The organism is Pseudomonas serbica (assembly GCF_028823535.1).
GTDB lineage: Bacteria > Pseudomonadota > Gammaproteobacteria > Pseudomonadales > Pseudomonadaceae > Aquipseudomonas > Aquipseudomonas serbica.
The window spans coordinates 31,717-43,537 of record NZ_JAQIYM010000001.1 but is presented as its reverse complement, the minus strand read 5'-3'; the positions used below and the strand labels follow the sequence as shown (position 1 = coordinate 43,537).

Here is an 11,821-nt window from a genome sequence, read left to right as displayed (position 1 = left end):
CCTCCGGGGAGCTTCGAGTCATAAGCTTCAAGCTGCAAGACAGAAGCTTCAGAAACAAGCGGCGCGCGACATATGGCCACAATTACGCCAACAACGCGTTTTCGGTGGTGCGGTGTCGCTTGCCGCCTGCAGCTCCCTTACTGGGATTTTCTGACCCTCAGGTACCACTCGGACAGCAGCCGTACCTGTTTGTCGGTGTAACCGCGTTCGACCATTCGTGTGACGAAGTCGTTGTGTTTCTGCTGGTCCTCTTTGCTGGCCTTGGCGTTGAAGCTGATGACGGGCAGGAGGTCCTCGGTGTTGGAGAACATTTTCTTCTCGATGACCACCCGCAGTTTTTCGTAGCTGAGCCAGGTCGGGTTCTTGCCATTGTTGTTGGCCCGGGCGCGCAGTACGAAGTTGACGATTTCGTTGCGGAAATCCTTCGGATTGCTGATGCCCGCCGGTTTTTCGATTTTCTCCAGTTCTTCGTTCAGTGCGACGCGGTTGAGAATCTCGCCGGTTTCCGGATCGCGATACTCCTGGTCCTGAATCCAGAAGTCCGCGTACAGCACATAACGATCGAAGATGTTCTGGCCGTACTCGCTGTAGGACTCGAGGTAGGCGGTCTGGATCTCCTTGCCGATGAATTCGATGTATCGCGGTGCCAGATACTCCTTGAGGAAGCGCAGGTAGCGCTCGCGGGTTTCGGCCTGGAACTGCTCCTGCTCGATCTGTTGCTCCAGCACATAGAGCAGGTGAACCGGGTTGGCGGCGATTTCATGGGGGTCGAAGTTGAAGACCTTGGACAGGATCTTGAACGCGAAGCGGGTCGACAGGCCGTTCATGCCTTCATCGACGCCGGCGTTGTCGCGATACTCCTGGATAGACTTGGCCTTCGGATCGGTGTCCTTGAGGTTTTCACCGTCATACACCCGCATCTTGGAGTAGATGTTCGAGTTTTCTGGCTCCTTCAGGCGTGAAAGTACGGTGAACTGTGCAAGCATCTTCAAGGTGTCTGGCGCGCAATGGGCTTTGGCCAGCGAGCTGTTGAACAGCAGCTTGTCGTAGATCTTCACTTCGTCACTGACACGCAGGCAGTACGGCACCTTGACGATGTAGATCCGGTCGATGAACGCTTCGTTGTTCTTGTTGTTGCGGAAGGTGTGCCACTCCGATTCGTTGGAGTGGGCCAGCAGGATCCCGGTGAACGGAATTGCCCCAAGCCCTTCGGTACTGTTGTAGTTGCCTTCCTGGGTGGCGGTCAGCAGTGGGTGCAGCACCTTGATCGGCGCCTTGAACATTTCGACGAATTCCATCAGGCCCTGGTTGGCCCGGCACAGTGCGCCCGAATAGCTGTAGGCATCGGCATCGTTCTGTGGGAATTCTTCCAGTTTGCGGATATCGACCTTACCCACCAGTGCCGAAATGTCCTGGTTGTTTTCATCGCCTGGTTCGGTTTTGGCCACGGCGATCTGGTTGAGGATCGACGGATAGAGCTTGACCACGCGGAACTGGCTGATGTCACCGCCGAATTCGGCCAAGCGCTTGGTGGCCCATGGCGACATGATGGTGTTGAGGTAGCGCCGCGGGATGCCGAAGTCTTCCTCGAGGATCGCGCCATCTTCAGTGGCGTTGAACAGACCCAGTGGCGATTCGAATACCGGCGAGCCCTTGATCGCGTAGAAGGGCACTCTTTCCATCAGTTGCTTGAGTTTTTCGGCCAGGGACGATTTACCACCGCCGACGGGGCCGAGCAGATAAAGGATCTGTTTCTTCTCTTCCAGGCCTTGGGCGGCATGGCGGAAATACGACACGATCTGGTCGATGCATTCTTCCATCCCGTGGAAGTCTTCAAAGGCCGGATAGCGGCGGATCACCTTGTTGGAGAAGATTCGCGACAGCCTCGAGTTGGTCGAGGTGTCGAGGAGTTCCGGCTCACCGATGGCCAGCAACAGACGCTCGGCGGCGGAAACGTAGGCGCTACGGTCCTTTTTGCACAACTCCAGATACTCTTGCAGCGAGAGTTCTTCCTGGCGTGTGGACTCGAAACGTTGTTGGAAGTGGCTAAAGATACTCATGACGTCACCTCGCTCGATACGTGGAGCCGACGCCGGATCACTCAGTCGATGCTGGCAGCAACCGAACAGGCAGTCGCTGTTTACCCCCCAGAACTCTTTCGAAGCTGACTACCCCGAAAGCTACTCCCGATGACCCGTGCGCCGGTGTACCGGCTCTCCCCTGTTTTGGATGGCCTGCGCTTAAGGATAGTTGGGAATTCGGGAGGTAAAGGCGAGATACGTAATTAGTTGTGGCTGACCGTTCGTCTGCCACCGCGCGAGCCCGCGGCAGCCGGGGCTTGCGCATGACAAAAAAATTATTCGGAGGTGCCTTGCGCCGTTTCCGCAGGATAAGTCGTACGCCACAGCTCAAAACCGCCATCCATGCTGTAGACGTCGGAGAAACCCTGGCTGATCAGGTAGGCAGCGGCACCCTGGCTGGAGTTGCCGTGATAGCAGACCACCACGGTTGGCGCGTCCAGATCGGCACTCTGGATGAAGGCGTGCAGGGAGTGGTTGTCCAGGTGCTTCGAGCCGCTGATGTGCAGGGCGGCAAAGGTCGCAGGATCGCGGACGTCGACCACCACTGCGCCTTGTTCGCGCAGGGCCTGGGCCTGTTCCGGGGGGATACGTTTGAATTCGCTCATGGCGGGCTCCTGTGGCTCGGCTGAAAGCGCAGTCTAGCGCGGGGCGCTGGCTGACGATGGTTCGGAAATCTGTGGGACGACTGGCGGCATCGCGGCATGGCCACGTTCGTCGCATTTGCAGGACAGGCGTTCGCCCGTGTCTACGTTCATCAGGGTCAGGGCACCACCCCAGACGCAGCCGGTATCGAGGGCTGAGACGTTCGGCTCCTGGACCTTGCCTTCCAGCGCTGCCCAGTGGCCGAAGATGATCTTCAGGTCGCGGGTCTTGCGTTCCTTGTGCTGGAACCAGGGCTTGTAGCCTGCAGGGGCGGTGTCGAGGCCTTCCTTGCTCTTGAGGTCAAGCTTGCCCTCGGCCGTACAGAAGCGCATGCGCGTGAAATAGTTGGTGATCACCCGCAGGCGTGTCACGCCCTTGAGGTCGCTGTCCCATTTCGCTGGATCGTTACCGTACATGCCATCGAGGTAGGGTGGCAGCAGGTTGTCGTCGCGCAGGGCGGTCTCGACTTCGGCGGCGTATTTCAGCGCTTTGCGCAGCGACCACTGCGGTGGAATGCCGGCATGCACCATCGCAATGTTGCGCTGTTCGTCGTAGTGCATGAGTTTTTGCTGACGCAGCCATTCCAGCAACTCGACGCTATCGGGGGCTTCTATGATCTCGCACAGGGTGTCGGTTTTCTTCAGGCGTTCGATATTCTTCCCGGCCGCCAGCAAGTGCAGGTCGTGGTTGCCGAGCACGCACACCAGCGACTGGCGAATGCTATAGAGGAAGCGCAGGGTTTCCAGCGACTGCGGGCCACGGTTGACCAGGTCGCCCACCAGCCACAGACAATCTTTTGCCGGATCGAAGGCGACCTTCTTGAGCAGGCACTGCAATGCGTCGAGGCAGCCTTGCAGGTCGCCAACGGCAAAGGTCGCCATCAGTGCAAGGCTCCGGGCACCGCCAGGCGGAACGGGGCGATGGTGGCATCGAAATGTTTGCCATCGCCAGCGAGCATCTCGTAAGTACCCTGCATGGTGCCGACTTTGGAGGTCATTACGGTCCCGCTGCTGTAGGTATGGCTTTTACCCGGCTCGATCAGTGGTTGCTGGCCAACCACGCCCGCACCACGAACCTCCTCGACATGTCCATCGCCATCGGTGATGACCCAGTGCCGTGACAACAGTTTGGCCGGTAACAGGCCGTTATTTTGCACAGTGATGGTGTACGCGAAGGCAAAACGCTCTTGCTCGGGTTGCGACTGTTCTGCCAGATAGCGGGTGACGACGCTGACGTCGACCTGATAACGAGGATCGGACATGCAAAGGGCCTTAAAAACGAAGCGGAACGCGGGGCGTAACTGATGAGTCAGTCTAGGCCAGGTATCGGATAGTAAACCAGACATGGGCGCTGGTGTCCTACCCGATAACGCTTCAGTTCTGTCAGGCGTCCGCGGGTTTTTGTAGGACTTGTTCGCTGAGCTTGTCGGCAAGGCGCACGAAGGCTGCCAGGTCGAGCTGCTCGGGACGCAAGCTGCCATCGACCCCAGCGGCTTCGATTTCGGCATTGCTCAGCAACAGCTTAAGTGTGTTACGCAGGGTTTTGCGGCGCTGGTTGAAGGCCTCACGCACGACGCGCTCCAGCAAACGGTGGTCCTTTGCCGGGTGCGGCAATACTGCGTGGGGGACCAGGCGCACGATGGCCGAGTCGACTTTCGGCGGCGGATTGAATGCGCCAGGACCTACGTTGAACAGGTGTTCGACTCGGCAGTGGTACTGAACCATGATCGACAGCCGACCCCAGTCACCGCCGCCAGGCCCTGCCGCCAGGCGCTCGACCACTTCCTTTTGCAGCATGAAGTGCATGTCGCGAATCAGGTGGGCGTTGTGCAGCAGGTGGAAAATCAGCGGTGTAGAGATGTTGTAGGGCAGGTTGCCGACCACACGCAGGCTGCCTGGAGCAGCGTTCAGGCTGGTGAAGTCGAACTTCAGTGCGTCACCCTGGTGCAGGTTGAAGTTGCTCTTGCCGGCAAACTGCTGGTTGAGGATAGGGATCAGGTCCTTGTCCAGTTCCACCACATCGAGCTGGGCGCCGCTGCTGAGCAGGCCTTGGGTCAATGCGCCCTGGCCAGGGCCGATTTCCAGAAGACGGTCTTCGGCCTTGGCATGGATGGAGCGCAGGATGCGGTCGATAACGCCAGCATCGTGCAGGAAGTTCTGGCCAAAGCGCTTGCGCGCCTTGTGTTGGTATTGCTCGGTCATAAACGGGTCTCGGCCATCTGGTAGGCGGTTTCCAGGGCGACTTGCAGGCTGCCGGTGTCGATTTTGCCGCTGCCGGCCAAATCCAGGGCGGTGCCGTGGTCGACCGATGTGCGGATGATCGGCAAGCCGAGGGTCACATTGACTGCTGCGCCGAAGCCTTTGTATTTCAGCACAGGCAGGCCCTGATCGTGGTACATCGCCAGCACTGCGTCGCAATGCTCCAGATATTTGGGGGTAAACAGAGTGTCGGCGGGCAAGGGGCCGCGTAGGTCCATGCCTTCGCCGCGCAGGCGCTCTAATGTGGGTTCGATGATATCGATTTCTTCATGGCCCAGGTGTCCGCCTTCTCCGGCATGGGGGTTGAGCCCGCACACCAGGATGCGTGGCTTGGCGATACCGAATTTTTCCTGCAGATCGGCGTGCAGGATGCGCGTCACCCGCTCCAGGCGTTGCGGCGTGATTGCATCGGCAATCTCGCGCAGGGGCAGGTGAGTGGTAACCAGCGCTACCCGTAGGCCGCGGGTAGCGAGCATCATGACCACTTGCGCGGTATGGGTCAGGTCAGCGAGGAACTCCGTGTGCCCGGAAAACGCTATACCGGATTCATTGATCACGCCTTTGTGTACCGGCGCGGTGATCATGCCGGCAAAATGCCCGTCCAGGCAGCCTTGGCCGGCGCGTGTCAGGGTTTCCAGGACGAAAGCGGCGTTGGCCTTGTCCAGTTGCCCGGCGACGACCTTGGCATTGAGCGGTGTATCCCAGACATACAGGCTGTTGGCGGGAGCGGGAACATCCGGCCAGTTGTCTGGCGTGACGGGCAGCACATCGACAACCACACCCAGCTGCGCGGCCCGCTCAAGGAGCAGGTCGCGGCTGGTAATGGCAATCAGGGGGTGCGGCTGGGCTTGCGCGGCGAGCAGCAGGCACAGGTCGGGACCTATGCCGGCTGGTTCGCCGGGTGTCAGCGCGAAACGCTTGGGTTTCACTGTGCTGCCTGGTCGGCGCCAGGGAGTTTGATTTCCACGTACGCTTCGTCACGGATCTGACGCAGCCAGGTTTGCAACTCTTCGTCGTATTTGCGGTTACGCAGTACGGTCATCGCTTGTTGCTCGCGAGCCTGGTTGGTGCTGTCGGTGGCGCGACGGCCAAGGACTTCCAGGACGTGCCAGCCGTATTGAGTCTGGAACGGCTTGGACAGCTGACCTTGTGGGGTCTTGGCCATCACTTCGCGGAACTCCGGAACCAATACACTCGGGTCGATCCAGTTCAGGTCGCCGCCGTTGAGCGCGGACCCCGGATCTTCCGAGTAGCTTTTTGCCAGTTCGCCGAAGTCTTCACCCGATTCGATGCGGCTGTAGAGCGACTCGGCCAGGGCCTTGGTTTTTGCTTCGTCACGGATCGGACTTGGTTTGACCAGGATGTGACGAACGTGCACTTCATCACGCACCTGCGCTTCACCGCCACGCTTGTCGGTGATCTTCAGGATGATGAAGCCACCTGGCGTACGCATTGGCTGGGTGATATCGCCAACAGCCATGGTGCTCAACAGGCGATCGAAGGGTGGTGGCAGTTGAGCGGCTTTACGCCAGCCCATGTCGCCGCCTTCCAGTGCGGTTTCGCTGGCGGATTTGGCCAGGGCCAACTGAGCGAAGTCAGCGCCTTGCTTGAGTTGCTGGTAAACCGCGTCAGCCTGTTTGGCCGCATTCTGAATGGCGTCGGAATTGGCGCTTTCCGGCGTGGCAATCATGATGTTGGACAGGCGGAACTCTTGGGACAGCTGCATTTTGCCAAGGTCTGAGGCGAGGAAGTTTTTGACTTCCTGCTCGGACACCTGGATACGCTCGGCCACACGGCGTTGGCGCACGCGGCTGATGACCATCTCACGACGGATCTGGTCACGAGCATCGTCGTAGGACAGGCCATCGTGAGTCAGTGCCGCGCGAAATTGCTCAACCGACATGTTATTGCGCTGGGCGATGGTGCCGACAGCCTGGTTCAGTTCTTCATCGGTGATACGGATGCCGGAACGTTCGCCGATCTGCAGTTGCAGGTTCTCGACGATCAGGCGCTCGAGCACCTGTTGCTCCAGTACGCTGGCCGGAGGCACGGCGGAGCCGCGCTTGGCGATGGTTTGCTGGACTTCATGGACCCGTTGGTCCAGTTGGCTTTGCATGACCACGTCGTTGTCGACAATGGCCACCACTTTATCGATGGACTGTACCGCGGCGTTGGCCGCGGTACCCAGGAACAGCGCGCCCAGCAGCAGCGGGCGCAGACAATCAGAAAGCTTGGTCTTCACGTTCACGATAACCTTGGATGCCTTTGTCGAGGAAACTCTCTACTTTGGCGCCGGTGAGGCCGCCGAGTCCCTTCAGAACAATTTGGAGGAAGACGCCATGGTCGCCTTTTTCGTTTTCCGGAGCGTCTTGACTGGTTTCGTCATAATCGACCCAGTAACGGTTGATCAGGCGCAGTTTCCAGCAGCAGTTGTCGTACTCGAAGCCACCGAAGGCTTCCAGGGTACGGTTGCGGTTGTAGTCGTACTGCCAGCGGCTGATGACGTTCCATTGCGGCACGACTGGCCAGATCACCGAGAAGTCGTGCTGTTCGATCTTGTAGTAGTCCTTCACGTAGCCAGGCTGGCCTGGAACACCATAGTCACCGCCGCCGACCTGCCATTTACCGGAGGACTGGTCGTATCGAACCTGGTCATTGCGATAGCGATAGCCGGCGTTGATGACCTTGTTCGGGTTGTCTTCAGGCTGGTAGTGGAACATCGCGCTGCCCGAGCGAGGGCTGCGGCTGTCCGGGTCCCAGTTGTAATCGGCGGTCGTGCGCCAATCGCGGTTCCAGCGGTATTCGTATTCCAGCGCATATGGGGACACATCTGACTTGGCATCTTCGCGATCGTTGAAATTGATGCCTGGCAGCTGGACTTTACGATCCTTGAAGTAAAGCGCCTGGCCGACACTGATGCGTTGGCGCTCAAAACCGTTTTCTTCGATCCAGCGACTGGTCACGCCCAGGGACAGTTTGTTCTCGTCGCCGACACGGTCAGAGCCAGAGAAACGGTTGTCGCGGAACAGCGACCCATAGTTGAAGGTGTATTCGCTGGTGTCGAATACCGGAATGTCTTCCTGGTCCTTCTCGGGCACGTAGAGGTAGAACAGGCGTGGCTCAAGGGTCTGGTTATAGTCTTTGCCAAACCAGTTGGTCTTGCGGTCGAAATACAGTCCGCTGTCGATGCTGGCGATCGGCACGCCACGGTTCTGATTGCTATCGAATGTGCCGTTGAGCTGGTCCTGTTCTGCCGTCTGCGCGGCAACCTGGCTTTTGCCGATGCTGTCCAGGTCCAGTTGGTACTGCGTGTACTGATACTTGAGCTTTGGCGTCAGGAAGCCATAGCTCGCCTCCATCGGGAAGCTTACCGCTGGCGCAAGGTTGAGGCGATCGCCATTGGCGCGGGCCAGACCTTGAACGTTTCTATCGAGGCGCGGCGATACAACACCATCTTCATCGGTGTAGTTACCGTTTTTCAGGTCGCGGTCGAACCGCACGATTTCTGTGTCATAGGTGAAATTCAGGCCGCCTGGACGATCCGGCAGCGCGCCATTGAAGGTGATCTGCGGCAAACGGTCGTACGGGGTGATGTCCGATACGGTCGCCAGTTGATACGCCTGGGCATTCACGCGAGCGGTGTAGCTGTCGCCGCGGTAGGTAACAGAACCCTGCTGGTTGACGTAATCGGCGCTTTTCACACCAATCTGGTCTGTTTGCAGATCCTGGAAGTAATAGGGATCGCTGATCTTGGTGTAGTCGACCTGGGTCAGCACACGCGAATCAAGACCACCCTTGTGCTGCCAGTTGTACATGTAGCGGGTTTTATCGTAATCGGTCTGCAGCTTGCGATCGTCGTTCTCGTCATTGAGGTACGCGGCGCCGAACTGGCCTTCGCTGGACTTGGTGAGGTAGCGGAATTCGCCTTCCATCAACAGGCCGCGATCGCTCATGTAGCGCGGGTACAACGTGGCATCGTAGTTCGGTGCCAGGTTGAAGTAGTACGGCGTGACCAGCAGGAAGCCGGTATCGCTGCCGGTGCCGATGGTCGGCGGCAGGAAGCCGGATTGACGACGGTCGTCGATCGGGAAGTAGATATACGGCGTGTACAGGACCGGAATGTCCTTGACCCGCAGCGTCACGTTGGTCGCGGTACCGAAGCCGGTTGCCGGGTTCAGGGTGATGTTGTTGCCCTTGAGCTGCCAGGCGTTGCTGTTCGGTTCGCACGTGGTGTACGTACCATCCTTGAGACGGATGATCGCGTTCTCGGCACGCTTGGCGTACAGCGCGTTACCGCGGATGCGCGATTTGTGCATCACGTATTCGGCGTTGTCGACCTTGGCTTCACCGGTATCGAGCTGCACATCGGCGTGGTCACCCACGATCAGTGCACCGTTGTCGCGAATGCGCACGTTGCCGCTCAGCTCACCCCGGCTCTCGGCCTGGTAGAGGTTGGCTTCGTCCGCTTCGACCTGCATGCTGCCCTGGCGCATGACCACGTCACCGGCCAGGGTGGCGACTTGCTCATCCTGCTTGTAGCGGGAAGCTTTGGCGCCGATAAAGGTTGGGGCGTCACTTTTATTCGTCTTGTCATTCATGCCAGGACGAATCGGTTCGATATAGGAACCAGAACAATAAGGACCGGTTTCGGCCAATTGTGCTGCAGTGAGTTGCTCGCGTGGAACCCAGTCGAGGTGGCTATAGTCTGCGCTACGCGACTTCAGGCCGCGGCCTTTGGATTCGGTGACCAGTGCAGGTTTGGCGCCTGTCTCTTCGCTGGCGCCCGTTTCGGCGGGTGTCTCGCCGGTGGCGCTGACGGCGCTGCCTTCATGGACAGGACGCGGAGGCAATGCCGCCGCCGGCGATTTTGGCGCACAATTCCAGGCACCCGAAGCGGAGACCGAGCAGTCATACTGTTCCGCGGCGACCACGAAAGGGCTGGCCAAGGGTTGCAGAGCCAGCAAACTGCCGGTCATCAACAACGGAAATTTTTTACGAAACGCGGGGGATTTCAATGCCATCTTAATAGTCCGGGCTTCCTGCGTGCCATCTGCCCGCGGTGTGGGCCGCACGCCTCTCGATGGTCTGAAAAAGATGCTGGATAATAAAGCATGACCCGCTTGACGGCTAGCGCCGTCGGAGACCCTTGCAATGCCTGACCAAGATCTACGTTTGCAACACCTTAAAGTTTGGCTCGATGAGCAATTGGCAATCCTTTTTGCGCAACAGGGATGGGGTGCCGTCCCCCCGGCCACGTTGACTGCGGCCAGCAGCGATGCGAGTTTTCGGCGCTATTTCCGTTGGGAAGGTGCCGGTAGAAGCTTGATCGTGATGGACGCGCCACCGCCCCAGGAAAACTGCAAGCCGTTCGTGGATATCGCTTTTCTGCTGGCGAAATCCGGAATAAATGTGCCGAAAATCTACGCCGAGGACCTTGATCGCGGATTTCTTTTGCTCAATGACCTGGGCAACAAGACGTACCTGGACGTGATCGACAGCGCGAACGCCGACGACCTGTTCAAGGATGCCCTGCAAGCGCTACTGGCGTTCCAGCAATTGCCGATGGTTGCACCACTGCCGAGTTACGACGTGGCGTTGTTGCGCCGCGAGCTGCAATTGTTCCCGGAGTGGTACGTCAAGCATGAGTTGGGCATCGAGTTCGATGCGGCGCAGCAAGTACTCTGGCAGCAGGTCAGCGATCTGTTGATCGACAGTGCCCTGGCCCAGCCGAAAGTCCTGGTGCACCGCGACTACATGCCGCGCAACCTGATGCTCAGTGAGCCCAATCCCGGCGTGCTGGATTTTCAGGACGCTGTCTATGGTCCTGTCACCTACGATGTGACCTGCCTGTTCAAGGATGCCTTCCTCAGCTGGCCTGAAGAGCGCGTGCGCGGCTGGCTGGAAAGTTACTGGGAGCAGGCAGCGGCGCTGGATATCCCGGTGCAGCCCGACTTCGAAGACTTCCTGCGCGCCAGCGACCTGATGGGTGTGCAGCGTCACCTGAAAGTGATCGGTATCTTCGCGCGCATTTGCCACCGTGACGGCAAGCCGCGCTACCTGGCTGATGTGCCACGCTTCTTTGCGTATATAGATGCAGTGATTGCGCGTCGTCCTGAACTGGCTGAGCTGGATGTATTGCTGGCCAGCCTGCGTGCTGGAGTGACGGCATGAAGGCGATGATTCTGGCGGCAGGCAAGGGTGAGCGCATGCGTCCCTTGACCTTGACCACGCCCAAGCCGCTGGTTCGTGCCGGTGGCGTGCCGCTGATCGAGTATCACCTGCGAGCGCTGGCCGCTGCCGGGTTTACCGAGATCGTGATCAATCACGCCTGGCTCGGTCAGCAGATCGAAGACTACTTGGGCGATGGTTCGCGCTACGGTGTCAGCATTCGCTACTCGGCCGAAGGCGAACCCTTGGAAACCGGGGGCGGAATCTTCCGCGCGTTGCCGTTGTTGGGTGACGAGGCTTTCCTGGTCGTCAATGGGGATATCTGGACCGACTACGATTTCAGCGTGTTGCATCAACCTATCGCCGGGCTGGCACACCTGGTGCTGGCCGACAACCCACCCCACCACCTTGCCGGTGATTTCAACCTGACCGGCGACCAGGTCCGGGACGGTCAGCCGGACACCGCCACCTTGACCTACAGCGGTATCGCCGTGTTGCATCCTCAGTTGTTCGATGGCTGCTCGGCAGGGGCCTTCAAGCTTGCGCCGCTGCTGCGCAAGGCCATGGCTGACGGGCAAGTAACTGGCGAGCGCCTGAAGGGGCTTTGGGTCGATGTCGGTACCCACGAGCGTCTTGCCGAAGCTGAAACACTGATCGAAGCGAGCCGCTGAG

General features: G+C 59.1%; 10 protein-coding genes. 2 read left to right on the top strand and 8 right to left on the bottom strand.

What is annotated here, in order from left to right; genetic code table 11:
• Window positions 1–137 precede the first annotated feature (137 nt).
• The 8 genes from NQL71_RS00200 to NQL71_RS00165 all read right to left on the bottom strand — a co-directional run bounded on the left by NQL71_RS00200 (window position 138) and on the right by NQL71_RS00165 (window position 10,002).
• On the bottom strand, window positions 138–2,060 hold the full coding sequence (locus tag NQL71_RS00200; protein ID WP_008061555.1) for a PrkA family serine protein kinase: 1,923 nt from the start codon (window positions 2,058–2,060) through the stop codon (window positions 138–140).
• A gap of 296 nt (window positions 2,061–2,356) precedes the next feature.
• Window positions 2,357–2,686, bottom strand: coding sequence for a thiosulfate sulfurtransferase GlpE (gene glpE / locus NQL71_RS00195; RefSeq protein WP_046818189.1), 330 nt, complete (start codon window positions 2,684–2,686; stop codon window positions 2,357–2,359).
• Window positions 2,687–2,719: 33 nt separating this feature from the next.
• A complete protein-coding gene (locus NQL71_RS00190; protein WP_046818188.1) occupies window positions 2,720–3,604 on the bottom strand; it encodes a symmetrical bis(5'-nucleosyl)-tetraphosphatase in 885 nt (294 codons plus the stop codon).
• Window positions 3,604–3,984 carry a Co2+/Mg2+ efflux facilitator ApaG/CorD gene (gene apaG / locus NQL71_RS00185; RefSeq protein WP_046818187.1) on the bottom strand — a complete coding sequence of 127 codons (381 nt, stop codon included), beginning with the start codon at window positions 3,982–3,984 and terminating at the stop codon, window positions 3,604–3,606. The genes NQL71_RS00190 and apaG overlap by 1 nt, the downstream gene beginning before the upstream one ends.
• Window positions 3,985–4,105: 121 nt before the next feature.
• A complete protein-coding gene (gene rsmA, locus NQL71_RS00180; protein ID WP_046818186.1) occupies window positions 4,106–4,924 on the bottom strand; it encodes a 16S rRNA (adenine(1518)-N(6)/adenine(1519)-N(6))-dimethyltransferase RsmA in 819 nt (272 codons plus the stop codon).
• Complete coding sequence (pdxA, locus tag NQL71_RS00175; protein WP_046818185.1) at window positions 4,921–5,910, bottom strand: 4-hydroxythreonine-4-phosphate dehydrogenase PdxA; 990 nt, start codon at window positions 5,908–5,910, stop codon at window positions 4,921–4,923. Before pdxA ends, rsmA begins: the two co-directional genes overlap by 4 nt.
• Window positions 5,907–7,229: a peptidylprolyl isomerase SurA gene (gene surA / locus NQL71_RS00170; protein ID WP_179092154.1), complete on the bottom strand. Its 1,323-nt coding sequence runs from the start codon at window positions 7,227–7,229 to the stop codon at window positions 5,907–5,909. The genes pdxA and surA overlap by 4 nt, the downstream gene beginning before the upstream one ends.
• Window positions 7,204–10,002: an LPS-assembly protein LptD gene (locus tag NQL71_RS00165; RefSeq protein ID WP_274642133.1), complete on the bottom strand. Its 2,799-nt coding sequence runs from the start codon at window positions 10,000–10,002 to the stop codon at window positions 7,204–7,206. The genes surA and NQL71_RS00165 overlap by 26 nt, the downstream gene beginning before the upstream one ends.
• A 130-nt stretch (window positions 10,003–10,132) precedes the next feature.
• Here NQL71_RS00165 and NQL71_RS00160 point away from each other — a divergent pair, with 130 nt between their 5' ends.
• Both NQL71_RS00160 and murU read left to right on the top strand, forming a co-directional pair.
• On the top strand, window positions 10,133–11,152 hold the full coding sequence (locus NQL71_RS00160) for an aminoglycoside phosphotransferase family protein (RefSeq protein ID WP_077184558.1): 1,020 nt from the start codon (window positions 10,133–10,135) through the stop codon (window positions 11,150–11,152).
• Window positions 11,149–11,820: an N-acetylmuramate alpha-1-phosphate uridylyltransferase MurU gene (gene murU, locus NQL71_RS00155; RefSeq protein ID WP_046818181.1), complete on the top strand. Its 672-nt coding sequence runs from the start codon at window positions 11,149–11,151 to the stop codon at window positions 11,818–11,820. Before NQL71_RS00160 ends, murU begins: the two co-directional genes overlap by 4 nt.
• The last annotated feature ends 1 nt before the right edge of the window (window position 11,821 follow it).

Bases quoted from the DNA above. Each gene is read 5' to 3' on its own strand.
- apaG (WP_046818187.1), bottom strand. From the start codon at position 3,984: ATGTCCGATCCTCGTTATCAGGTCGACGTCAGCGTCGTCACCCGCTAT.
- murU (WP_046818181.1), top strand. From the start codon at position 11,149: ATGAAGGCGATGATTCTGGCGGCAGGCAAGGGTGAGCGCATGCGTCCC.
- NQL71_RS00165 (WP_274642133.1), bottom strand. From the start codon at position 10,002: ATGGCATTGAAATCCCCCGCGTTTCGTAAAAAATTTCCGTTGTTGATG.
- NQL71_RS00160 (WP_077184558.1), top strand. From the start codon at position 10,133: ATGCCTGACCAAGATCTACGTTTGCAACACCTTAAAGTTTGGCTCGAT.
- glpE (WP_046818189.1), bottom strand. From the start codon at position 2,686: ATGAGCGAATTCAAACGTATCCCCCCGGAACAGGCCCAGGCCCTGCGC.
- rsmA (WP_046818186.1), bottom strand. From the start codon at position 4,924: ATGACCGAGCAATACCAACACAAGGCGCGCAAGCGCTTTGGCCAGAAC.
- NQL71_RS00200 (WP_008061555.1), bottom strand. From the start codon at position 2,060: ATGAGTATCTTTAGCCACTTCCAACAACGTTTCGAGTCCACACGCCAG.
- NQL71_RS00190 (WP_046818188.1), bottom strand. From the start codon at position 3,604: ATGGCGACCTTTGCCGTTGGCGACCTGCAAGGCTGCCTCGACGCATTG.